Annotated in this window: 20 protein-coding genes; 11 read left to right on the top strand and 9 right to left on the bottom strand. The window is 73.3% G+C overall.

Annotation, left to right across the window (positions count from 1 at the left end; genetic code table 11):
• Nucleotides 1-9: 9 nt before the first annotated feature.
• On the top strand, nt 10-1,329 hold the full coding sequence (locus tag ACFFF6_RS11665; RefSeq protein ID WP_376980871.1) for a YibE/F family protein: 1,320 nt from the start codon (nt 10-12) through the stop codon (nt 1,327-1,329).
• An 18-nt stretch (nt 1,330-1,347) separates the two neighbouring features.
• Here the strand turns inward: ACFFF6_RS11665 and ACFFF6_RS11660 are convergent, their stop codons facing one another.
• The 7 genes from ACFFF6_RS11660 to ACFFF6_RS11630 all read right to left on the bottom strand — a co-directional run bounded on the left by ACFFF6_RS11660 (nt 1,348) and on the right by ACFFF6_RS11630 (nt 8,191).
• Complete coding sequence (locus ACFFF6_RS11660; RefSeq protein WP_376980869.1) at nt 1,348-3,132, bottom strand: D-apionate lactonase family protein; 1,785 nt, start codon at nt 3,130-3,132, stop codon at nt 1,348-1,350.
• Nucleotides 3,133-3,247: 115 nt separating this feature from the next.
• Nucleotides 3,248-4,546: an MFS transporter gene (locus ACFFF6_RS11655; protein WP_376980867.1), complete on the bottom strand. Its 1,299-nt coding sequence runs from the start codon at nt 4,544-4,546 to the stop codon at nt 3,248-3,250.
• A gap of 189 nt (nt 4,547-4,735) precedes the next feature.
• On the bottom strand, nt 4,736-5,587 hold the full coding sequence (locus ACFFF6_RS11650) for a helix-turn-helix domain-containing protein (RefSeq protein WP_376980865.1): 852 nt from the start codon (nt 5,585-5,587) through the stop codon (nt 4,736-4,738).
• A 53-nt stretch (nt 5,588-5,640) separates the two neighbouring features.
• Complete coding sequence (locus tag ACFFF6_RS11645) at nt 5,641-5,829, bottom strand: hypothetical protein (RefSeq protein ID WP_376980863.1); 189 nt, start codon at nt 5,827-5,829, stop codon at nt 5,641-5,643.
• Nucleotides 5,829-6,032, bottom strand: a complete 204-nt coding sequence (locus tag ACFFF6_RS11640; RefSeq protein ID WP_376980861.1) for a hypothetical protein — start codon at nt 6,030-6,032, stop codon at nt 5,829-5,831. The genes ACFFF6_RS11645 and ACFFF6_RS11640 overlap by 1 nt, the downstream gene beginning before the upstream one ends.
• 72 nt (nt 6,033-6,104) lie before the next feature.
• A complete protein-coding gene (locus tag ACFFF6_RS11635) occupies nt 6,105-7,607 on the bottom strand; it encodes a SulP family inorganic anion transporter (RefSeq protein ID WP_376980985.1) in 1,503 nt (500 codons plus the stop codon).
• A 167-nt stretch (nt 7,608-7,774) separates the two neighbouring features.
• Nucleotides 7,775-8,191, bottom strand: a complete 417-nt coding sequence (locus ACFFF6_RS11630; protein WP_376980859.1) for a MerR family transcriptional regulator — start codon at nt 8,189-8,191, stop codon at nt 7,775-7,777.
• A 147-nt stretch (nt 8,192-8,338) separates the two neighbouring features.
• Between ACFFF6_RS11630 and melA the strand changes: the two genes are divergently transcribed.
• The 9 genes from melA (at nt 8,339) to ACFFF6_RS11585 (ending at nt 18,634) form a co-directional block, all read left to right on the top strand.
• A complete protein-coding gene (melA, locus tag ACFFF6_RS11625; RefSeq protein WP_376980857.1) occupies nt 8,339-9,745 on the top strand; it encodes an alpha-galactosidase in 1,407 nt (468 codons plus the stop codon).
• Between the two features lie 140 nt (nt 9,746-9,885).
• Nucleotides 9,886-10,650 (top strand): carbohydrate ABC transporter permease, encoded by a 765-nt coding sequence (locus ACFFF6_RS11620; RefSeq protein WP_376980856.1) that lies wholly within the window; start codon nt 9,886-9,888, stop codon nt 10,648-10,650.
• Between the two features lie 222 nt (nt 10,651-10,872).
• Nucleotides 10,873-12,393, top strand: a complete 1,521-nt coding sequence (locus tag ACFFF6_RS11615) for a sodium:solute symporter family protein (protein ID WP_376980854.1) — start codon at nt 10,873-10,875, stop codon at nt 12,391-12,393.
• Nucleotides 12,386-13,687: an AGE family epimerase/isomerase gene (locus ACFFF6_RS11610; RefSeq protein ID WP_376980852.1), complete on the top strand. Its 1,302-nt coding sequence runs from the start codon at nt 12,386-12,388 to the stop codon at nt 13,685-13,687. Before ACFFF6_RS11615 ends, ACFFF6_RS11610 begins: the two co-directional genes overlap by 8 nt.
• Nucleotides 13,684-14,442 (top strand): 6-phosphogluconolactonase, encoded by a 759-nt coding sequence (locus tag ACFFF6_RS11605; RefSeq protein WP_376980850.1) that lies wholly within the window; start codon nt 13,684-13,686, stop codon nt 14,440-14,442. The genes ACFFF6_RS11610 and ACFFF6_RS11605 overlap by 4 nt, the downstream gene beginning before the upstream one ends.
• Nucleotides 14,432-15,190: a sugar isomerase domain-containing protein gene (locus ACFFF6_RS11600; RefSeq protein ID WP_376980848.1), complete on the top strand. Its 759-nt coding sequence runs from the start codon at nt 14,432-14,434 to the stop codon at nt 15,188-15,190. Before ACFFF6_RS11605 ends, ACFFF6_RS11600 begins: the two co-directional genes overlap by 11 nt.
• A complete protein-coding gene (locus tag ACFFF6_RS11595; protein WP_376980846.1) occupies nt 15,187-16,365 on the top strand; it encodes an N-acetylglucosamine-6-phosphate deacetylase in 1,179 nt (392 codons plus the stop codon). Before ACFFF6_RS11600 ends, ACFFF6_RS11595 begins: the two co-directional genes overlap by 4 nt.
• Complete coding sequence (locus tag ACFFF6_RS11590) at nt 16,362-17,651, top strand: hypothetical protein (protein WP_376980844.1); 1,290 nt, start codon at nt 16,362-16,364, stop codon at nt 17,649-17,651. The genes ACFFF6_RS11595 and ACFFF6_RS11590 overlap by 4 nt, the downstream gene beginning before the upstream one ends.
• Nucleotides 17,648-18,634, top strand: coding sequence for a LacI family DNA-binding transcriptional regulator (locus tag ACFFF6_RS11585; RefSeq protein ID WP_376980842.1), 987 nt, complete (start codon nt 17,648-17,650; stop codon nt 18,632-18,634). The genes ACFFF6_RS11590 and ACFFF6_RS11585 overlap by 4 nt, the downstream gene beginning before the upstream one ends.
• 62 nt (nt 18,635-18,696) lie before the next feature.
• Here the strand turns inward: ACFFF6_RS11585 and ACFFF6_RS11580 are convergent, their stop codons facing one another.
• The gene (locus ACFFF6_RS11580) at nt 18,697-19,533 is read right to left on the bottom strand and encodes a TetR/AcrR family transcriptional regulator C-terminal domain-containing protein (RefSeq protein ID WP_376980840.1); all 837 of its coding nucleotides are present in this window, start codon (nt 19,531-19,533) and stop codon (nt 18,697-18,699) included.
• Nucleotides 19,534-19,638: 105 nt separating this feature from the next.
• On the opposite strand from ACFFF6_RS11580, the gene ACFFF6_RS11575 reads away from it, so the two are divergent.
• Nucleotides 19,639-20,028, top strand: coding sequence for a VOC family protein (locus tag ACFFF6_RS11575; RefSeq protein WP_376980838.1), 390 nt, complete (start codon nt 19,639-19,641; stop codon nt 20,026-20,028).
• A gap of 119 nt (nt 20,029-20,147) precedes the next feature.
• On the opposite strand, the gene ACFFF6_RS11570 is transcribed toward ACFFF6_RS11575, so the two are convergent.
• Nucleotides 20,148-21,944, bottom strand: coding sequence for a glycoside hydrolase family 2 protein (locus tag ACFFF6_RS11570; protein WP_376980837.1), 1,797 nt, complete (start codon nt 21,942-21,944; stop codon nt 20,148-20,150).
• Between the last annotated feature and the right edge of the window lie 52 nt (nt 21,945-21,996).

Below are 21,996 nucleotides of genomic sequence, written 5' to 3'. Positions count from 1 at the left end.
ATCGAGGCCATGGGCAGCGGTCACTCACATCATCCCGACGGCTCCGCGCAGATGACGGCCTCGCGCGGCTCACGGCTGACGATCATCGCGCTCACCCTCGTCCTCCTCGTCTCCACCCTCGTCGGGCTCGTCCTGCTGTGGCCGGGCGCCGGCGCCCCGCGCAGCGCGCTGCTCGCCCCGGGTGTGGAGCTCGAGGACGTGGTCGTGGTCGAGGTCCCGGAGGTCCTCGACGCGGAGACCGTGGCCCCCGTGACCGCGACCCGGGAGGACGGGCGGAGCATCGCGGTCGAGGTGTACCCCGCGGTGCTCGCCGACCTGGCCCCGGGCGACCGGATCCGGGTGATGGCGATCGACGCCGGCGAGGAGGCCGGGGGCACCGCGTACTCGTACTTCGACCATCAGCGCACCGTCCCGCTGGCCCTGCTGCTGCTCGCCTACCTCGTCGTCGTCGCGATCGTCGCCCGCGGGGCCGGGCTGCGCGCGGTGGTCGGCCTCGCCTTCGGCGCGGGGATCGTCGCCTGGTTCATGCTCCCGGCGATCCTCGGCGGGCAGGACCCGGTCGCCGTCGCGCTCGTCGCCTCCGGGGCGATGATCTTCCCGAGCGTGTACATCGCCCACGGGATCTCGCTGCGCACCACGACCGCCGTGATCGGCACCTTCGGCGGCGTGGTCACCACGGTGCTCGTCGCGCTCGCGACCCGGCGTCCCGCCGGGATGACCGGTGCCGACGACGAGACCGCCGGGATGCTCCTCGGCATGCACCCGGACCTCTCCCTGTCCGCGGTGTTCCTCGCCGGGGTGATCCTCTCGGGGCTCGGCGCCCTCAACGACGTGACGATCACCCAGGCATCGGCCGTCTGGGAGCTGCGGGCGGCACGGCCCGAGGGCACCCGCCGGGAGATCTTCTCCTCGGCGATGCGGATCGGACGGGACCACATCGCCTCGACCGTCTACACCCTCGCCTACGCCTACATCGGCTCGGCGCTGCCGGTGCTGCTGCTGGCCTCGATGATCGACCGGTCGATCATCGCGACCCTGACCTCGGGCGAGATCGCGGCGGAGGTGTTCCGCACGCTCATCGCCTCCCTCGGGCTGGTGCTCGCGATCCCGCTCACGACCGGCATCGCCACTCTCCTCGCGAGCACCGCCCCTCCCGCGGAGCAGTCCGACCGGCATCGCAGCCGCACCCTCCCCCCGACGCCGGAGGACGCGGCGGCATCGGCCATGTGGACGCAGGAGCCCGCCGGTCCCCCCGGTCCGGGATCGACCCCGGATCCCGCCCGGGACCCGGCCGGTCCACCGCGCCACGGGAGGCGGCGGCGTCTCTGAGCCGCCGCCCCGCGGGCGTCAGGACAGCAGGCGCACCGTGCCCGGCGCGAGGAGGAGCTCCTCTCCGTCCTCGGTGAGCACGGCCCAGGGCGCACCCCCGGCGTTCGCGAGGACCGTGAGCCCCTCGACGGCGAGGAGGGCGGTCCCGGGACCCCCAGGGCCGCGGACCGCACGGACGGCACGTCCGTGCAGCGGGGCGAGGCGGGCGATGAGCTCGCCGGCCGGTGTGAGCGCCCCGTCCTCGCGGACGATGCCGCGCGGACCGGCGACCTCGAGCAGGCTCACGTCCTCGACGCCTGCGACGGCGGCCTCGGCGAGGACTCCCGCGATCCACGCGGCCGCCCAGTCCGTGGCGAGCCGCGGGTCATCGGCACCCGGGGTCGGAGGGGCGCCCCGGCCCTCCCGGTCGGAGCGGTCCCCGAGCTCGGCCTCGGTGGCGCCGGCGTTCCCGCCCGGACGCGGCGTGACCGGGCCCAGGAGCAGGCGGGCCCCGGGCCGCAGAGCGCGGGCGGAGGCGAGCACGTCCCCGAGGGCGCCGAGGCTGCGGGCTGTCCGCCAGGACCCGGTCCCGTGCGTGAGCGGGGTGCTGGGCACGGCGAGCAGGGCCGCCTCGGGCACGCGGTGGACCTGCCGGTTCAGCTCCGCGAAGTGGGTGCGGGCGCCCGCGGCGACCTCGATCCCGTCCGGGGCGGCCGCCGCGAGGAGCTGCGCGTGCAGCTCCGGGACGGTGATGCGGAGGGTCTCGTCGAAGACGGCGGCGCGCATCACCAGGATGCCGGCCTCCTGGGCCTGCGCGAGGACCCCGGCGACGTCGAGATCCGGCCCGCCGACAAGGCGCAGGTCGACGGGGACGTCGAGGGCGCGGGACTCGGCGAGCGCGGCCTCGAGCACACGGGGGACGTCGTCGCGCTCGCTCACCTCGACCAGGAGATGGTCGATCCCCGCGAGCCGCGGCAGGGGCGCGGCAGGCACCTCGGCGGCGGTGGTCGCTCCGAGGCCGATGCTGGGGAGGCAGGCCGCCTCCGCACCGTCCAGCAGCGCCGCCAGGTCCCGCGCCCCGGCGGATGCCGAGGCGCCTGCCGCCGGACCGGGGGCGGCCGCCTCCGCGGACGCGCGGAGGACGACCTCCTGCACGACCTGCCCACCGGCGTCGATCCGGTACGGGACGGGGCGCTCGAGCGGACGGCTGTAGATCGTGAAGCCCGCCTCGGTCCAGTTGCGCCGGTCCTCCATCTCGAACTCGTCGCCGAGCAGCATCAGGCGGACGCGCACGCCGGCCCGGTCGAGGTCGAGGGCGCGGATCCCGAACAGGGGCTGCCACGGGGAGATCCGCTCGGGGAAGCGGTGGGGGCGCCGGTGCCCGTCGACGGTCGTGACGACGGCGTCCTCCCCGGCGACCTCGCGCGGGAGCCCGACGGTCAGGCCCGCCCGGGCGATGAGGAGGGCGGCCTCGGCATCGAGGGTCCAGCGCAGGCGCAGCTCGTCCTCGGTGACGCACAGCTGGCCGGTCGCGCGCGCGGGCCCGGCGGGACCGTCGTAGCGGACCTCGAGGGTGCGGACGAGCGGCGGGTCCTCGTCCGCCTCGCCCGGGGCGGCGTCGAGGGTCTCGGCGAGGATCCGGGGGACCATGACTCCCCACTCCGGGTCGCGCAGGGCGGGGCGCAGGGATTCCAGCAGCTCCACGCCGTCCCGGGCGATCTCGCTGATCTCGTCGCCGTCGAGGCAGAAGGTCCAGCGGCCGTGCCGGTGGCGGGTGCGCGGGTCCGGGGCGGAGGGGGTGCGGGGAGGGATGGGAGAGTCCACGATGACTCCTGATCTGCGGGGCCGGGGCGGCCGGTGAGGCGGACGGCCGCTGGGGAACGGCCGGGACCAGCGTGCCATACCGCCGGGTAACCACCACGGAGGCCGGGAGGCGCGATCAGCCGCGTCCGGCCCCCGCGGTTCCATGTCGCAGCGTCGCCGCGGCGAGCGGCGCCAGGGCGAGGATCGCGATGATCGAGAGCACCGGGAAGCTGCTCACCGCCAGAAGGGGCCCGGCCGCGAAGGCCGCGACCGCGGCCACCAGGTTCGCGGAGGCGTCGACCGCCCCCTGCGAGGAGGCACGGACCGCATCGGGCACCGCGGCCGTGAAGAGCGCGGAAGCGGAGACGTTCACGAACGACCACCCCAGACCCAGCAGGATGAGGGCGAGGATCACGCCCGCGGTCGAGGTGGACAGCGCCGCGCCGACCCCCAGGGAGATCAGGAGGATCCCGACACCCGCCCCGATGATCGCGCGCGGCCCGAAGCGGTCGGCGAGCATCCCGACCAGCGGTGCGAAGGCGAACATGCCCGCGACGTGCAGGCTGATCGTCACGCCGACCAGGTTCACCGAGCCGCCCTCGTGGACGATGTGCACTGGCGTCATCGTCATGATCGAGGCCATGACGGCCTGCGCGGTGAGGATCGCGAGGACCGCATAGCGCACGCGCGGGCGCTCCCGCAGCTCGGACACGAGCAGCCGCAGCCGCTCTCCGCGGGCCGGTCGCGCCGCGCCGGGGACGGGCGGGGCGGCGGCGGGGGCATCGGCCGCGAGGACCTGCAGCGGGTCCGGGCGCAGCAGCAGGAAGACGAGCGTCCCCGCCAGGAACAGGGCGACCGCGGCGATGAGGAAGGCGGCGGCGTAGACGGACAGGCCCACGGCCGCGCCGACGGCCCCGCCGGGGAGGCCCAGGTTCGGACCCAGCACGGAGCCGAGGGTGCCCACCCAGACGATGAGCGCGAGGGCGCGCCCTCGATGCCGGGGGTCGGCGAGGTCGGTCGCGGCGAATCGGGCCTGCAGGCTGACCGCGGAGCCGACGCCGATCAGCAGCAGCCCCAGGAACAGGGGCACCACGAGGCTCGCCTGCGCGGCGATCACGAGGATGCCGGCTCCGAGTGCGGCGGTCCACCAGCCCGAGGAGAGCGCGAACCGCCGCCCGAAGCGACCCGCGAGCATGCCCAGCGGCAGGCCGGCGAGCGCGGCGCCCAGGGTGCTCGCGGTGCGGGCCAGACCCGCCCACGTCTCCGAGGCGGTGACCTCGCTCGCCAGGAGGATCCCGATGCTGGGCGCGACACCGACCCCGATGGTGCCGATCACCTGCGTCACCGCGAGGACGATCAGGGTGCGTCGCTGGAGAGGGGCCCGCTCGGCGGCCTCCCGAGGAGCGGAGGCGGGCGGGGCGGGCGGGGTCGGCATGCGGGGAGGGCTCCTGGAACGGGACGTGCGGCGGGGACGCGGCGGCGAGGCGGCACGCTGCCGCCGCCGATCACCGTACGGGTGTCCGCCGCCCGCACGGTAGACGGTCGCTGCCTATGACGCCGTCAAGGTGCCGTGATGCCCGCCCCGGACGGGCCCTCGCCACGCGCGGTCGCCGGCCGCGCCCGCTCAGCGGCCCTGCCGGCGGTACTGCCGCGGGGTCATCCCGCAGGCGGCGCCGACATGAGCGTAGAAGCTGGACAGGGAGCCGAACCCCGCCTCGGCGGCGATCTCCGTGCTGGTCATCGACGTCGACAGGAGCAGGCGCTGCGCCTCGGCGACGCGGCACATGGTGATGTACTCCCCCAGCGTCACCCCGAGCGCCTCGCGGAAGATCGTCATCGCATGCGAGGGGGCGAGGTGCGCGGCGGCGGCGACGTCGGCGATCGTGAGCTCCTCGCGGAAGCGGTCCACGACGCACTGCGCCATGCGCATCACATGCCCGATCCGGCCGGGGGGAAGGTCCCCGGCCTCCGGACGCGGGCCCTGCGCGGCCGCCGCGCGGATGATGCGCCGCAGCGTCGCCTGGATCTCGAGCAGGGCGATGCCGGCGGTGGCCGGGTCCTCGATCTCCTCGACCCACAGCGAGACCATCGACCCGAGGCGCTCCCCGATCGTCCCGGCCTCGATGATCAGGGGCTCCATCCGGGCGATCGCGCCCATCTCCGCCTCCGGGAGGTTCCAGCCGAGCACGGCCTGGAGCGGCACGTGCACCCAGCAGGCGTCGCCGGGCCGGGAGTGCACCAGGCCATGGGGCTGGGCGGCCCAGAAGGCGGCGATCTGCCCCTCGCGCACCACCAGATGCCGCCCCGCGAACAGGTAGTGGAGCTCCCCGCGGACCACCACGTTGATCTCCACGTCGTTGTGCCGGTGCATGGACTCCATCGGCGGCGGGTCCCCGCGCCGGCACCACAGGGCGGCCTCGACCGTCACGACCCCGGGAGCGGCGCCGTCCCCGGGCGCGAGCGAGGGTGCGGGCATGACGGGCATGAGAGGCACCCTATCCAGCGCTGCCGGCCCCGGGTCCCTCCCGACTACCCGCTGAAGACCGCGAGCATCGCGCCGAGCACGGCGCAGAGCAGGCCGCCGCCGCCCGCGACGCGGAGCAGGATCCGCGCGGCGGGCCGGTCGAAGCCGCTCCGGATCCCCACGACGACCGCGACGAGCGCGATCAGGACCGTCAGGGCTCCGACCATGATGAGCAGGAGGAGGAGCGGATCCATCAGGAGCGCCCCCCGGTCAGGGCGAAGCTCACGCCGATCACCGCGCAGATCGCCGCCGCGATCCCGGCGACGGTGCGCAGGGCGTCCCCCGTCCCGCCGTCGATCAGGAGCGAGAGGACGAAGGCGATCACCGCGATCGCGCCGACCACGCTCACGCCGATGATCTGGAGGCGCTGCACCGGACTGCTTCCCTGTGTCCCCATGCCGTCACCCTAGGCGGACCGGCGAGGAGTGTGCAACAGGTCACACCCTGCCGGCCGGGAGGGATCCGCGGCTCAGGCCCCGAGCCTGCCCGAGAGCCGTTCGAGGCGCTGCGCGCTCGCGCCGTCGAGGCCGATGATCCGCGCCTCCTTGCCGCGATCGCGGTACTTGCCCTGCACGGCGTCGAGGGCCGCGACGGTCGAGGCGTCCCATACGTCCGCATCGGTCAGGTCGATGATCACGGTGCGCGGGTCCCCGGCGTAGTCGAACTGGTAGACGAGATCGTTGCTCGAGGCGAAGAACAGCTGCCCGGACACGCGATAGCGACGCACGTCCACGGTCCCGTCGCCGTCGATGCCCCTCTCCCACACGGGCTCGATCCTCACCAGGTGCGCGACGCGGCGGGCGAACAGCACGATCGCGACGAGCACGCCGAGACCCACTCCGATCGCGAGGTTGTGGGTGATGACGGTCGCGGCCACGGTCACGACCATGACGAGGGTCTCCGGGATCGGCATGCGGCGCAGGGTCGACGGGCGCACGCTGTGCCAGTCCACGGTGGACACGCACACCATGATCATCACCGCGGCGAGGGCGACCATGGGGATGCGGCCGATGACGTCCCCCGCGAGGACGACGAGGATCAGCAGGAAGGTGCCGGCCAGGAAGGTCGACACGCGCGAACGGGCACGGGCGTCCTTGACGGAGACGACGGTCTGCCCGACCATCGCGCAGCCGCCCTGCCCACCGAAGAGCCCGGCGACGATGTTGCCGACCCCCTGCCCGAAGGCCTCCCTCGGCTTCGAGGAGTGCGTGTCGGTGACGTCGTCGACGAGCTTCGCCGTCAGCAGCGTCTCCATGAGGCCCACGAGCGCCATCCCCAGCGCGTACGGGAAGATCTCCTGCAGGGTCGCGAGGGTGAGCGGGACGTCCGGGATGAACAGGTCCGGCAGCGACCGGGGGAGCTCGCCCTGGTCGGCGACGTCGGGCACATCCAGGCGCGCGAGGACCACCACGAGGGTCAGGACGACGATGGTGATCAGCGGTGCGGGGACCGCGGTCGTGAGCCGGGGGACGATGAGCAGCAGGGCGATCCCGGCGATGCACAGCGGCCATACGAGCCAGGGGACGCCCGGACCCAGCAGATGCGGCAGCTGCGCGACGAAGATGAGGATCGCGAGGGCGTTGACGAAGCCGGTCATCACCGAGCGGGGGATGAACCGCATGAGCCTCGCGACCCCGAGGACCGCGAGGATCACCTGGAGCGCGCCCGCGAGCAGCACCGTCGCGACCAGATAGTCGAGCCCGTTCCCGGCGGCCGCCTCGTGCTCCTGGTAGACGGGGGCGACCACGAGGGCGGTCGCCCCCGCGGCAGCGGTCACCATGGCGGGACGCCCGCCGACGATCGACAGCGTCAGGCACATGAGCGCCGCGGTGAACAGGCCCACCGCCGGGGACACGCCGATCAGCGCGGAGAAGGACAGCACCTCGGGGATCATCGCGAGGGCGACGACCAGACCCGCGAGGACCTCGGTGCGCAGGAGCGCGGGACTGGTCAGGGCCTCGCGCACGGTCATGGGGCGCGCCTGCGAATGGGCAGGGGCGGTCGGGGCAGCGGTCACGGAGATCCTCGGGAGGTGGGGAGGGGCGGAAGCAGAAGCAACCCTCACGTTACGGGAGAGTTGGTCGGGCAGGCAGGGGCGTCCGCTGGCTGATCGGTCACAGCGGTCCGCGGGCCCGCAGCTCAGGCGCCGGGCCGCGGACCCTCCGCCGGAGCGGCGAGCTGCTCGAGGCGGGCGAGGAACTCATCGGCCATCGCGACCTGGCGCCCGAGCTGCTCGCGCCGCAGGGCCGCCTCCCGGGAGATCTCCGCCAGCCTGTCACGGGCGGTCTCCGACGCGCCCGGGATGGCCATGGCGCCGGTGACCTCGAGCAGCTCGCGCATCTGCTGGAGGGAGTAGCCCAGAGGCTTCATCCGGCGGATGAGCAGGATGCGCTGGACATCGGGCTCCGTGTAGAGCCGGAACCCGCCCTCGCTCCGGGCGGACGGGGACACGAGGCCGACGTCGTCGTAATGCCGCAGGGTCCGCAGGCTCATGCCGGTGCGCTCGGCGACGGCGCCGATGTGCAGCATCTCCGGGCCGCCGTCCATGCTCTCCATCCCTCCAGTATCTCCCCGCCGCCCCTCCCGCGACGACCGCTCCACGGCCGCGGGGCGCTTCCGGCGCCGCCCCGGGACCGGAGGATCCTGGAAGTTCGCCGCAGGAATGCGCGAGAACTCCGCTCCAGCACTGCCTACCGTGGAGCCATGACCGAGACCTCCGCTCCCCGATTCCTGCCCGCACCGAAGATCGCGATCATCGGCGCCGGCGGCTTCGTGTTCCCCTTCCGCCTGATCGGCGACATCCTCTCCTTCCCCGCGCTGCGCGACGCCGAGCTGCGCCTGATGGACATCCGCCCCGAGAAGCTGGGCCCTGTCGCCCGGGCCACCCGCGAGCTCATCGCCCACCACGGCTTCGAGGCGACCGTCGTCGAGACCGGGGACCGCCGCGCGGCCCTGGACGGCGCGGACGTCGTCATCATCACCTTCCAGGTGGGCGGCATCGACTCCTACCGCCACGACGTCGAGATCCCCCGGAAGTACGGGATCGACCAGACCGTCGGGGACACCGTCGGCCCCGGCGGCGTGTTCCGCTTCCTGCGCTCCGTGCCCGCCTACGACGCGATCGCGGCCGATGCCCTCGAGGTCTGCCCCGACGCGACCTTCATCAACTACGCCAACCCCATGGCCATGGCCACCGCGTACCTGAACGCCAAGGGCCTGCGCACCGTGGGCCTGTGCCACAGCGTCCAGGGCACCACCCGCATGCTCGCGCGCACCCTGGGCGTCCCCTACAAGGAGGTCTCCTACCGCTGCGCCGGCATCAACCACCAGGCCTGGATCCTCGAGTTCATGCGAGGGCAGGAAGACCTCTACCCGCAGCTGCGCGAGACCATGTCCCGCCTCCACCAGCGCGGGCGCGGCGCCGCAGGCCTCGCGGGCGACGACGGCGACCATTCCGAGGTCGCCGAGGGCGCGAACGTCTACGAGGGCGGCAACGAGCAGGTCCGCACCGCGATCATGGACGCGTTCGGCTACTTCCAGACCGAGTCCAGCCACCACGCCTCGGAGTACCTTCCCTACTTCCGGCGCACCCCCGAGCTCGCCGAGTCCTACATCCCCGAGCGCTGGGACTACTTCGAGATCTGCTCCGGGCACGACGACCAGGGCGACATCGACGCCCAGCTCGCACAGCTGAAGGAGGAGCTCGCCCCCTCCGTCGAGTACGGGGCGAGCATCATCAACTCGATCGTGACCGGCACCCCCAGCGTCGTGCACGGCAACGTCCCCAACCACGGCTCCCTCATCGAGAACCTCCCCGCCGATGCCTGCGTCGAGGTTCCGTGCCTGGTCGACTCCCGCGGCGTGCAGCCCACCGCGATCGGGGAGCTCCCCCTGCAGCTCGCGGCGCTGAACCGCACCAACGTCAACGTGCAGACCCTCGCCGTGCGCGCCGCCCTGACCGGCGACGCCGAGAACGTGCACCACGCCGTGGCCCTGGACCCGCTGACCGCCTCCCTCGTCACCCTCGACCAGGCCCGCGCCATGACCGAGGAGCTGCTCGCCGCCCATGCGGCCCTGCTCCCGGAGGCCCTGCGGCCCGCGGGGGCCTGAAGGGCCGACGCCCCAGGGCCGCGCGCCACAGGACCGAGGACCACGGCGCGGGACCCGAGAACGCCTGTCGTCCCCGCGACACCGCCCGGACGAGAACGGCGATCCGGTCGCGGGGACGACAGGAGATCCCCGCGGCGCTCATGATGTTCCCGCTGTACTGGATGGTGGTCTCCGCCCTCACCCCGGGCGGCCAGTCCCCGTCGGCGAGCTTCTCCCTGTGGCCCGACCAGCCGACCCTCGCGAACGTCACCGAGGTGTTCCAGACCCAGCCGGTCTGGCGCTGGATCGGCAACTCGCTGTTCATCTCGGCGATCACCACCGCGATCAGCGTGGCGGTCTCCCTCGGCGCCGGGTACGCGCTGGCGAAGTTCCGCTTCACCGGTCGCACGGTGCTGTACGCGGCGTCCCTGCTGACGATCATGGCCCCGATCCAGGTGACGATCGTCCCGTCGTTCCTGGTGGTCGCGAGGATCGGCCTGGTCGACTCACCCTGGGCGGTCATCCTGCCGACGGCCTTCGACGTGGTCGGGATCTTCATCGCCCGCCAGTTCATGCTGGGCATCCCCGACGCCCTGCTGGAGGCGTCGCGGGTGGACGGCGCCGGAGAGATCCGCACCTTCTTCTCCGTGGTCATGCCCAGCTGCGGGCCGCTGGTGGGGGTGCTCGTGATCCTCGCGTTCATGGCGCGCTGGAACGACTTCCTGTGGCCGATGGTCGTGCTGCAGGGCAACGAGAACCTCACGATCCCCGTGGGCCTGTCGACCCTGACGAACAACCCGGCCTTCGCCTCCCCGTGGGGCGCAGTGATGGCGGTCGCGACGGTGACGGTGCTGCCGATCCTGCTGGTGTTCCTCGTCTTCCAGAAGCAGTTCGTGCAGGGGATCGCGAGCACGGGGATCACGTAGAGGGCCTCCGCCGGGGCCGGGCTCCGTCCGACGGGGCCCGACCCGCGCCTGCATGTCACGAAGCGGTCACGAAGACGTGCGGACGCCTTGCTGTGCACACGTGTGCATGTCATCGTCCGCAGCACTTCGCATGACGGGCCAGCCCGTCCCGAGCCTGCTCGCCGCATCGCCGCGGCGCGGCTCGACACCCACCCGCAGGCACGCAGCAAGGAGCGACGTCGCATGGAACCGCTGGACTGGGCCGTCCTGGGCCTCTACTTCCTGGTCATGGTCGGCATCGGCATCTGGTCGAAGCGCAGGATCTCGAGCGCCAAGGACTTCTACGTGGCCGACGGCAAGCTCCCCTGGTGGCTGGTGGGGATCTCCCATCACATGTCCGGATACTCGGCGGCCGTCTTCGTCGGCTACGCCGCGCTCGCGTACGACGTCGGGTTCGCGGTGTACGTGTGGTGGGCCCTCAGCATCACCATCGCCTGCACCATCGGCGCGCTCCTGTTCGCCCCGCGATGGCCCCGCCTGCGCAGGCGCCTGGGCATCGTCTCCCCGCTCGAGTACCTCGCCACCCGGTTCGACGTCCCCACCCAGCAGGTGCTCGCCTGGTCCGGGGCCGCGCTCAAGGTCTTCGACGTCGCCGCGAAATGGGCCGCCTCGGCGATCCTGCTGCAGGTCTTCGCGGGGATCCCGATCCTGTGGGGCATCCTGCTCGTGGGCGGCGTGACCCTCGTGTACTCGACCATCGGCGGCATCTGGGCCGACGTCCTCACCGACTTCGGGCAGTTCCTCATCCAGCTCGTCGCCGCCGTCGCCATGGCGATCGTGGTGATGATGCGCCTGGACGGCCTCGCCACCCCGGTCACGATGTGGAAGGAGCTGCCCGCCGGTCACGCGGACCCGTTCAACGCCTCCCTGACCGTGCCGTTCTTCCTCGCCTACATCGTCATCTCGACGCTCTCGTACAACGGCGGCACCTGGAACCTGGCCATGCGGATGATCTCCACCCCCGACGGCCGCGAGGCCCGGCGCTCGATGATCTTCTCCGGCGCCCTCTACCTGATCTGGCCGCTCGTCCTGTTCTTCCCCATGTGGGCGGCGCCCATCCTCCTGCCCGGTCTGACGCAGTCCGACCAGTCCTACGCCCTGCTCGCCCAGACGCTCCTGCCCGCGGGGCTGGTGGGCCTCGTGCTGGCCGGGATGTTCGCCCACACGATGGCCATGACGGCCTCCGATGCGAATGCGATCTCCTCGGTGGTGGTGCGCGACATCATCCCGGCGCTGCGGCGCGGCCGCGGCCTCCTGCCTGAGAAGCAGGAGCTGATGGCGGCACGCGTGACGACGTTCCTGTTCATCGGCCTGTCCATGGCCCTCGCGCTTACCGCCGACTCCTTCGGCGGCGTCCTCGGCCTGCTCATCACCTGGTTCGGAGGACTGGTCGGCCCGATCGCCGTCCCGATGCTGCTGGGCATGCTCCCCTGGTTCACCCGCTCCGGCCCGACGGCCGCGCTCCTCTCGTGGGCGGCGGGTCTGCTCGTCTTCGCCCTGAACCAGTACGTCTGGCCCGGATGGGTCGCCTCCCTGGGCGAGAACGCGCAGGCCTTCACGGTCGCGGCGCCGGTGCTCTGCTCGCTGGTCCTGTTCGTCGTGATCGGCGTCGTGAAGCCGGAGGGCACCCGGGTGTCCGAGGAGCTCATCGCCTCGCTCGGCTCCGACGGGACCCGCCCGCAGGAGGAGAGCGCGCATGTCTGAGCCAGCGCCTGTCTGGGGTCGCCTCCTCAGCGCGGAGATCCTGCCCTGGTGGGTGGAGCACGGGGCCGATGACGCGCGCGGCGGCGTCCTGACCTGCTTCGACAACCGCGGCGTCCTCCGGTCCACGGACAAGTACACGTGGTCCCAGGGACGATGGGCGTGGCTGGCGGCGGAGCTCGCGGAGGAGGCCGATGCCCCACGGCTCGGCATCTCCGCGACGGCCTGGGCCGAGCGGTCGGAGGGGACGTCACGGTTCCTGCTCGCGCACGCGGTCCTGCCCGATGCGAGCACCGCGTTCCGCACGGACCGCGACGGGATCCCTCTGCCCGACGAGCGCGACGGCTCCCTCTCCACGAGCATCTTCGCCGACCTCTTCGCGGCGCTCGGGATCGGCGCGACCGTCCGGATCGGTCGTCTGGGCATCCCGGAGCTCGAGGTCGCCGTGCGGATCCTCGAGACCGCTCGGCGGAAGGTCGAGGACCGCAGCGCCCGGACGGACCCCTACCCGGTGCCGCCCGGGCACGAGGCCCTCGCCGGATGGATGAACCTGCTGCACACGGCCGCCGAGCTCCTGCGCACCCCCGCACCGGAGGAGACGACGGCGCGGGTCACCGCGGTGCGGGACGCGGCATGCCGTCGTCTCCTGGGGGTCCCCGGCGTCTCCGGGGACGCCCCCGCTCTGGTGGGCCGCGAGACCTGGTGGGAGCTGCGGCCCGATGACCCCGCGCGCACGGAGTCGCTGCTCGCACGGCACCGCACGCCCGGCCACCTCCTCGAGCTGCTCTGGATGCTGCTGCACGCGGAGCGGACCGGCGCACGGATCCCGGCCGATCCCGTCCTCGAGGCGCTCGCCCTCGAGGCGCTCCGGATCGGCTGGGACCAGGAGCACGGCGGCCTTCTGCGCTATGCCGACCGCATGGGCGGGCCGCCCCGCGGCGGGTCGCCCGCGAAGCTCCCCCGCCCCGTCCCGCCCTACGAGGAGCTGGTCCGCAGCACCTGGGACACGAAGCTCTGGTGGGTGCACTCCGAGGCCCTCTACGCCACGGCCGCGCTCGCCCGGCGCACCGGATCCGATGCCCTCGCCGCCTGGCACGATCGGCTGCGCGACTACACCCTGCGCGTCTTCCCCGACCCCGAGCACGGGGAGTGGATCCAGATCCGGGACCGGGAGGGGCGGCCGCTCGACCAGGTGGTCGCCCTGCCGGTCAAGGACCCGTTCCACATCTCCCGCGCCCTGCTCCTCCTCTCCCGGCTCTCCCCCGCCCCAGCCCGTTCCACGGAAGGACACCGATGACCCCGACCCTGCACGACCTCGCCGTCCACCACCTCACGAGCCCGGAGGCCCTGGGCCGAGCCGCCGGCGCGCACGCCGCCCGTCTCCTGCGCGAGACGCTCGCCGAGCGGCCGCGCGCACGGGTCATGCTCGCCGCCGCCCCGAGCCAGGCGCAGACGCTCGCCGCCCTGGTCGCCGCCGAGGATCTCGACTTCTCCCGCCTCGACCTCTTCCACATGGACGACTACCTCGGGCTTCCGCCGGACGCGCCGCAGGGCTTCGGGAACTGGCTCGCCCGCCACGTCATGGACCCGACGGCCGGGGCTCCGCGGTTCCATCGGATCACCACGCAGGGCCTGGCCCCGGAGGAGGCGGCCCGCGCCTACGAGCAGGAGATGGGCGAGGAGCCCTTCGACCTGGTCCTGCTGGGACTCGGGGTGAACGCCCATCTCGCGTTCAACGACCCCCCGGCCGACTTCACGACCCCGCGCGGGGCCCTCGTCGTGTCCCTGGACATGACCTCGCGCCGTCAGCAGCGGGACGAGGGGCACTTCCCGACCCTCGACGCCGTCCCGGAGCGAGCGATCACGGTCTCCGTCCCCCGTCTGCTGCACGCACGGCACATGATCGCCTCGGTGCCGACCGCGGCGAAGCGTACCGCCGTCACGGCGACCGTCCGCTCCGGGCTCGACCCCCGAGTCCCCGGGACGGCGCTGAAGCTGCACCCCGATGCCCACCTGTACGTCGACGGGGAGGCCGGGGCCGATGTCCGCTGAAGCAGGCCGTCTCTACCTCGAGCGCATCACCGCTCTCCAGCAGCGGATCCTCGACGAGGAGGCCGCTCCCGTCGACTCCGCGGCGCGGCGCATCGCCGAGCGGATCCGCGCCGATCGCCTGATCCACGTCTACGGACCGGGCGGCCACTCGAACCTCGCCAGCCAGGAGGTGTTCTTCCGCGCCGGCGGGCTGATGCACGTCTCCGCGATCCTCGACGAAGGAACGCTCCTCTCGAGCGGCGCGCTGCGCTCGATGGCGATCGAGCGCACCCCGGGATACGGCCGGATCGTGATCGATGACCAGGGGCTCGTCGAGGGCGATCTGCTGCTGCTCGTGAACGCCTACGGCATCAACGCCGCGCTCATCGACGCCGCCCTGCGCGCCCGGGAGATCGGGGTCGAGGTCATCGGCATCTCCTCGCGCGAGCACGGCGAGGGCACGGCCGCGGACCATCCCGCACGCCATCCCTCCGGCCGCAGCCTCCATGAGGTGACGGACCTCCACATCGACTCGAAGGTGCCCATCGGCGACGCCGTCATGCAGATCGCGGGCGCTCCCGAGCGCACCGGCGCGGTCTCCACCTTCGCGAGCGCATTCGTGCTGAACTGGATCATGATGTCGGCTCTGGAGATGCTGTCCGCCGACGGCGCCGAGGTGCCCATGTGGCGCAGCGGCAACGCGCCCGGAGGCGACGAGGCCAACGCACGGTTCATCGACAGCTTCCGCGGAAGGGTGCGGCACCTATGACGATCCGACGCATCGACGGCATCGACCCGGCGACCGGGGACGTGCTCGAGATCGAGGCGGACGCCCGGATCCAGGGCATCCGCCGACGCCGCACGGACCGGCCGCTGGACCTCCCGCTCCTGGCCCCCGGGCTCGTCGACCTCCAGGTCAACGGCTTCGCCGGCCACGACGTGAACGCGGAGGACCCCTCCCCCGAGGCCATCATCGCCATCGCGCGATCGCTCGCCCTGCGCGGGGTCACCTCCTGGGTGCCGACCGTCGTGACCGCCTCGGAGGAGCGGATCATCGCCGCGCTGAGAGCGGTCGAGAGGGCCTGCGCGATGGACCCGGCGACCGCTGCCGCCATCCCCTTCTCCCATGTCGAGGGCCCGTTCCTGTCCGCACAGGACGGGCCGCGGGGCGTCCACGACCCGGCGCAGATCCGCCCGGCGGACGCCGCCGAGGTGGCCCGCTGGCAGCGCGCCGGACGCGTCGGGTACGTGACGCTCTCCCCGCACGGGGCCGACGCCCCGCAGCAGATCGCGCGGATCGTCGCCTCGGGGACCGCCGTGGCGATCGGGCACACCCATGCCTCGCCGGAGCAGATCCGGGCGGCCGTCGACGCCGGGGCCGAGCTCTCGACCCACCTCGGCAACGGGATCTTCCCGCAGCTGCCGCGGCACCCGAACCCGATCTGGGAGCAGCTCGCGGAATCCCGCCTGAGCTGCGGATTCATCGCCGACGGGCACCATCTGCCGATGGCAGCGCTGCGCAGCATGCTGCAGGCCGTCGGCCGGGGCCGGGCGTATCTGGTCTCGGACTGCGTCGAGCTCGCGGGCTCGACCCCGGGGACCTACATCACCCCGGTCGGCGGCGAGGTCGAGCTCTCCTCCACGGGACGGCTCTCCTACGCCGGCACCGCCCTGCTCGCCGGCGCGGCGAAGGACCTCGCCGGAGGCGCCGAGGTCCTCGTGCATGCCGGACTCGGCGTCGACGAGGTCCTCGACCTCGCCTCGCGGACGCCCGGCCGGATCATCCGCGGGCTGCTGCCGGCGACGGACGGGCATGCGGGGCCCGAGGGCCGTGAGCGCCCGCGCGTCGGCGATCTCCGGGTCGGCGCCGCGGCCGACCTCGTGCACCTGGACCGAGCGGGCCGGGTCCAGGGCGTCGTCCGGGGCGGGAGGCCGCTGCCGTGATCGCCGTGGGGGCGGCCGTCGAGGTGGTCGACGTCCCGATCGGCACGCCGATGGCGGGCTTCGCCGCGCGCACCGGGCCGAGCGAGGGAGTCCTCGATCCGACGACCGCGCGCGCTCTGGCCCTCGGCGGCGCCCTGCTGATCGCCGTGGACGTGTGCGCGCTGCACGAGCGGAGCTGCGAGGAGGTCCGCCGGCGGCTCGGCTCGGCCGCGACCTCCTGCACGGTCGTCGCGACCCACACCCATGCGGGCCCCGCCTGCGCCGGCGGGCGCGTGGGACCCGCGCACGAGGGCCTCGAGCAGGCCGTGGTCGACGCCGCGGTGCGCGCCGGGCGGAGGGCGCTCGCCTCGACCGTCCCGTGCACGCTCGAGCTGGCCCGCGCCACGGGCCTCGGCGTGGTGCACGACCGTCGACGAGGGATCCCTGCTGATCCTCCGCTCTCGCTGCTGACGGCCCGGGACCGCTCCGGGACCGTGATCGCGCGCCTGGCACACCTCGCCTGCCATCCCGTGGTCATGGACGCCTCGAACCGGCTGATCTCCGGGGACTTCCCGGCGTTCCTGCGATCCGCCCTCGAAGAGGCCGACGGGGGAACGGCGGTCTTCGTGCCCGGCTGCGCGGGGGATCTGAACACCGGCCATCGGGCCGAGGACTCGTACCGTGCGGACGGAGGCGCCGCCCGCAGCCCGCAGGAGGCCCGGCGCATCGGCGAGCTGCTGGCGGCGAGGGCGCTCACCGCCCCGGCCGAGGAGCTGACCGCGGCGAGCGGCCAGGAGGTCGTGGGGGCGCGGAGCCGCGACGTCGGTCTCGAGCTGGCCGTGCCCTCCCCCGCACAGATCCGCGAGGACCGCTCCCGGTGGGTCGCCCGGCGTCCCGGGGCACCCGCCCCGGAGGCGCATCTGCTCGACATCTGGATCGCCTGGGCCGATGCGGCGCTCGGGGACCCCGCGCCCGGGCGCACCTGGCAGGGCCGCGTCACAGCCCTGCGCATCGGCCCTCTCCTGCTCGTGACGCTCCCGGGCGAGCCCTTTCTCCGCTCCGCCGAGCGGATCGAGGAGGGCATCCGGGCGGCGACGGGCCCGGGGGCGAGGATCATCGTGCTGGGCTGCGCCGACGGGGTGCCCGGCTATCTGCCGCCTGCCGAGGCCTATCCCGAGGGCGGCTACGAGGTCGCCGATGCGCACCGCTACTACGCGATGCCCGGCCCCTTCGCCGCGGGGAGCGCCGAGCGGCTCGAACGGACGGCGGTCGCGATCGGGGTCGAGCTGCTCGAGGAGAGCCGATGAGCGAGAAGCGGCCCACGATCGTGGACATCGCCCGCCTGCTGGGCGTCTCCCACTCGACGGTCTCGCGAGCCTTCACGCATCCCCAGCTGCTGAGCCCCCGGACCGTCGAGCTGGTCCGGACGACGGCCGCGGACCTGGGCTACATCCCCAACCGGAGCGCGCAGGCCCTGTCGACCGGCCGCCCCGGCGTGATAGGCCTCCTGGTCCCCGACATCACCAACCCCTTCTTCCCGCCGATGATCCGTGCCGCCCAGCGGGTCGCCGAGCGCCGGGGGATCTCGGTCTACATCGGCGAGTCGGACAACGACCCCGAGCGCGAGCTGGCGCTGATCAGCCGCTTCGAGAGGCAGGTCGAGGGCTTCATCATCGCGAGCTCGCGCCTGTCCGAGACCGCGCTGCGCGGCGCGACCGAGCGCGTGCGCAGCGTCCTGGTCAACCGTGACCTCGCCGGAGTGCCGCGCGTCCTGCTGCCCGCCGGCGAGGAGCTGCGCCGGGCGATCGCGGACTTCGCGGATCATCGTGCGCACGGAGCCGCCGGTCTCGCCGCAGGCGGCCGCGTGGCCTATGTCGGCGGCCCGCATCGGTCGTGGTCGCAGGGCGAGCGCCGCGCCGCCGTCGAGGAGGCGTGCCGGGAGCACGGGGTGCCCGTGACGGTGAGTTCCTGCGAGGTCGGCACCTACCGCGAGTCGCACCGGATCGGCGAGGCCCTGGAGGTCGCGGCCGGGGATCTGGTCATCGCCTTCGACGACGTGATCGCCCACGGCCTCTTCGACGCCCTCACCGCACGCGGGCTGCGCATCCCGGAGCAGGTCATGGTGCTGGGCTGCGACGGCGCCCTCCCCGTGGAGACGAGCCCCCGGCTTCCCACGGTCCGTCTCGCCGCCTCCGGCGCGGGCCGCCGGGCCGCGGAGATGCTGCTCGACGCGGCGGACCCGGAGCGGGTCGAGCTGCCTGCGAGCCTCGTGCGCTGGCCCCTGTCCTGACCTCGCCGGACCGCTGGCTCCATGCTCGGTGTCCCAGGGGCGGCGAGAGGCCGCCGCCGCGATCAGCGGGCGGTGTGCCCCTCGATGAGCACGCCGAGCCCGTCGAGGGTGCGCGCGAGACCGAACTCCCAGGCGCGCTCAGCATCCCAGGCGCTGCCCTGGGCCTGCCCCGCCGCGGCGCCGATCCGGACCGCGCGCGGGTAGCGCTCCGCGTCGAGGGCGCGCTCGAGGAGGGGCTGGTTCGCCTCCCACCAGGCGGCATCGCTCAGCGCGGTGTCGGTGCGGACACGGGCGGCGTCATGGGCGGAGCGCAGGTGGGACTGGACGAATCCCAGCAGGTGGGCGAGGGCGGCGTCGATGTCGACATCGGCGAGGCCGGTGCCGTCGAAGGCGGCGAGCTCGTGCTCGTACTTCGCCATCGTCCCCGGGCCCAGCGGAGGACGGCTGAGCGCGGCGACCTCGGTGAGCCAGGGATGCCCGCGCAGCAGTGCCCGGTTGTCCTGGGCGACCGTTGTGAGACGCTCCCGCCAGGGGGAGCCGCCGTCCGGCCACGGTTCCCGCGGCATGCGGGCGTGGAGGGCGTCGACCATGAGGTCCAGCAGCTCGGGCTTGCCGGGGACGTAGGTGTACAGGGACATGGGGGCGACGCCGAGGCGCTGGGCGAGCTCGCGCATGGTGACGGCGGCGAGGCCGTCGGCGCCTGCGGCCGCGGCATCGTCGGCGAGGACGAGGGCGGCATCGGTGATCTGCTCCGGGGTGAGGGAGCGGGCGGGGCCGCGGCGTCGGGCGGGCTGCGGGGCGAGGCCCCAGAGCAGGGCGAGGGTGCGGCTCGGATCACCGGTCCCGGTGCTGCGACCGGCCTCTGATCCGGGAGCGCGAGCGGCGGGTTCGTCCGTCATGGGAATGATCCTCGCACAGAAGCGTTGTACATCGTACGCCGTACAGTGTACGGTGTCCATCGGCCGCCCCGCCCGGACGGCCGACCGGACCGGAAGGACCCCTCCATGCAGATCACCGCCTCCGCCCTCTCCCTGAACGTCCCCGACGTCGCCGCCTCCGCGGACTTCGTCCGCCGCCACTTCGGCTTCGTCGAGGCCATGTCCGCCGACGGCTTCGTCTCCCTGTCCCGCCCGGATGCGGGCTTCCACCTCATCTACCTGCGCACCGGGCTCGAGTCCTTCCAGCCGGCCGCCGCCGCGGGCAGCGCCGACGGCCTCCTGGTCGTGTTCACCGTCGAGGACATCGACGCCGAGCACGACCGGTTCACCGCGGAGGGCGCGCCGATCATCACCCCGCTGCAGACCGAGCCATGGGGCGAGCGCTTCTTCCAGACGGCCGACCCGAACGGGGTCGTCTACCAGCTCGTGCAGTGGGTGGATGCGCCGCAGTCCTGAGAGGTGCGGCGCCCGAGAATCCGCTGTCGTCTCAGCTCCACGGCCCGGACGAGATCGATGATCTCGTCGCGGGGACGACAGCGGATTCCGCCCGTGCCGACCACGACGATCGATCGACCTCAGCCGCGGCCGGTGACGATCGCCCGGATCTGCTCCGCAGGGAGCTTCGGCGTGCGGTCGGCGGTGGCGAGGCCGTTGGCCTCCTGCAGGGTGTCGGTCAGCTGCGTGTAGCAGTGGCCGGCGAGCGCGGGGCTGCCGTTGAGCGCGGCGAACAGGCCCGTGATCTTCTCGGCGTACTCCTCGGGCGAGGAGACGGTCGCATACCCCCAGGTGCCCTCGGCGGCGTACGCGATGCCTCCGAACTCGGTGACCATCACCGGGGCGTCCTCCCGCAGACCCTGCGCACCGTCGTCGATCGGACGGCGGCGCTGCGGGCCGCGCGAGGCGATCGCCCGCGCGGTCGACTCCTCGCCGGCATAGCGCGCCCGCAGGGTCTCCGCATCGGTGTCGTAGTCGTGCAGGGCGATGACGTCGCCGCCGGTGATCTCGTAGCCGTCGTTGGCGACGACGGGCCGCGTCGGGTCGATCGACCGGGTCAGGGCGGTCAGCGCGATGGTCAGCTCCCGCTGCGCCGCGGAGTCGGCGAGGTCCCGCACGCCCCAGGACTCGTTGACGGGCACCCAGGTGACGACGCTCGGATGCGCCCGCACCTGCTCGAGGATCTCCGTCCACTCGTGCGTGATCGCCCCGGCGGCGCGGGGGCTGAAGGCGTACGCGTTGGCGGTCTCTCCCCAGATCAGCAGGCCCAGGCGGTCCGCCCAGAACAGGAAGCGGGGGTCCTCGACCTTCTGGTGGATGCGGGCGGCGGTGAAGCCGAGGTCCAGGATCAGCTCGACCTCCTCCCGGTAGGCGGCGAGGCTCGGCGCGGTGAGGTGGGAGGAGGGCCAGTAGCCCTGCTCGAGGACGGAGCGGACGAACATCGGCTCGCCGTTCAGCAGGAACCAGCCGCGGTCGATCCCCGTGGTGCGCAGGCCCAGGTAGCTCGCGACCTCGTCGACCAGCTCCCCGTCGTGCAGGACCTGCACGGTGACGTCGACGATCACCGGGTTCCCGGGCCGCCACAGCAGGCGGTCGCGGGCCTGGGTGTTGCGGATCGCCGGGATGTCCACGGTGCCCTCGATGCGCGTGTCCATCGCCGTGACCTCGACGGCGCCGAGCACCTCGTCCCCGACCGCGAGGCCGATCCGCACGGTCGTCCCGGGCACGGGCCGCTGCGCGAGGCGCGCGCTCACGTCGACGCGGGCGCGCGGCATGTCGACGTCCCAGTGGAAGCCGGTGACGTGCTGGGCGGGCACGGTCTCGAGCCAGACGCTGCGCCAGATCCCCGTCGAGCGGTGGTACCAGATCGCGTGCGGCTCCTGCTCCCAGTCCTGCTTGCCGCGGGGGAGCTCCGCATCATGCGGGTCATCGAAGGCCCGGACCACCACGACGTGCTCCTCCCCCGCATCCATCAGGTCGGTGAGGTCGCAGGTGAAGGCGGTCTGCCCGCCCACGTGATGCCCGGCGAGGCGTCCGTCGACCCAGACGTGCGCCTCGTGATCGACGGCCCCCAGGTGCAGCAGGACCCGCATGCCAGGGGCGGCCGATGCGGTGATCGTGCGGCGGTACCAGACGATCGGATGGAAGCCCGTGTCGTGGATGCCGGAGGCTTCCGACTCGGGCACGAAGGGCACCTCGATGGTGCGGTCGAAGGGGTCGATCCCGGCACTCGCGGCAGGCTCGTGCCAGCGCTGCGCGAGGCCGACGCCCTCGTCGTCGTGCGCGAAGCCCCAGGGGCCGTCGAGGGAGGTCCACTCCTCGCGCATGAGGGTGGGGCGGGGATGGGTTCCGTCATGGGTGCTGGCGCGCAGCGTCATCGTCGGTCGCTCCTGAAGCAGATGAGGTCTCACGTGGGAATCGTCGTCCGGT

This window comes from Brachybacterium hainanense (assembly GCF_042434575.1).
In the GTDB taxonomy this organism is placed as follows: domain Bacteria; phylum Actinomycetota; class Actinomycetes; order Actinomycetales; family Dermabacteraceae; genus Brachybacterium; species Brachybacterium hainanense.
The sequence above is the reverse complement of the archived record's forward strand: the minus strand, read 5'-3'. Positions and strand labels throughout refer to the sequence as shown.

Bases quoted from the DNA above. Each gene is read 5' to 3' on its own strand.
- ACFFF6_RS11620 (WP_376980856.1), top strand. From the start codon at position 9,886: ATGATGTTCCCGCTGTACTGGATGGTGGTCTCCGCCCTCACCCCGGGC.
- ACFFF6_RS11655 (WP_376980867.1), bottom strand. From the start codon at position 4,546: ATGCCGACCCCGCCCGCCCCGCCCGCCTCCGCTCCTCGGGAGGCCGCC.
- ACFFF6_RS11635 (WP_376980985.1), bottom strand. From the start codon at position 7,607: ATGACCGTGCGCGAGGCCCTGACCAGTCCCGCGCTCCTGCGCACCGAG.
- ACFFF6_RS11615 (WP_376980854.1), top strand. From the start codon at position 10,873: ATGGAACCGCTGGACTGGGCCGTCCTGGGCCTCTACTTCCTGGTCATG.
- ACFFF6_RS11580 (WP_376980840.1), bottom strand. From the start codon at position 19,533: ATGACGGACGAACCCGCCGCTCGCGCTCCCGGATCAGAGGCCGGTCGC.
- ACFFF6_RS11585 (WP_376980842.1), top strand. From the start codon at position 17,648: ATGAGCGAGAAGCGGCCCACGATCGTGGACATCGCCCGCCTGCTGGGC.
- ACFFF6_RS11600 (WP_376980848.1), top strand. From the start codon at position 14,432: ATGTCCGCTGAAGCAGGCCGTCTCTACCTCGAGCGCATCACCGCTCTC.
- ACFFF6_RS11575 (WP_376980838.1), top strand. From the start codon at position 19,639: ATGCAGATCACCGCCTCCGCCCTCTCCCTGAACGTCCCCGACGTCGCC.
- ACFFF6_RS11605 (WP_376980850.1), top strand. From the start codon at position 13,684: ATGACCCCGACCCTGCACGACCTCGCCGTCCACCACCTCACGAGCCCG.
- ACFFF6_RS11570 (WP_376980837.1), bottom strand. From the start codon at position 21,944: ATGACGCTGCGCGCCAGCACCCATGACGGAACCCATCCCCGCCCCACC.
- ACFFF6_RS11645 (WP_376980863.1), bottom strand. From the start codon at position 5,829: ATGGATCCGCTCCTCCTCCTGCTCATCATGGTCGGAGCCCTGACGGTC.
- melA (WP_376980857.1), top strand. From the start codon at position 8,339: ATGACCGAGACCTCCGCTCCCCGATTCCTGCCCGCACCGAAGATCGCG.
- ACFFF6_RS11610 (WP_376980852.1), top strand. From the start codon at position 12,386: ATGTCTGAGCCAGCGCCTGTCTGGGGTCGCCTCCTCAGCGCGGAGATC.
- ACFFF6_RS11640 (WP_376980861.1), bottom strand. From the start codon at position 6,032: ATGGGGACACAGGGAAGCAGTCCGGTGCAGCGCCTCCAGATCATCGGC.
- ACFFF6_RS11650 (WP_376980865.1), bottom strand. From the start codon at position 5,587: ATGCCCGCACCCTCGCTCGCGCCCGGGGACGGCGCCGCTCCCGGGGTC.
- ACFFF6_RS11665 (WP_376980871.1), top strand. From the start codon at position 10: ATGGGCAGCGGTCACTCACATCATCCCGACGGCTCCGCGCAGATGACG.
- ACFFF6_RS11630 (WP_376980859.1), bottom strand. From the start codon at position 8,191: ATGGAGAGCATGGACGGCGGCCCGGAGATGCTGCACATCGGCGCCGTC.
- ACFFF6_RS11595 (WP_376980846.1), top strand. From the start codon at position 15,187: ATGACGATCCGACGCATCGACGGCATCGACCCGGCGACCGGGGACGTG.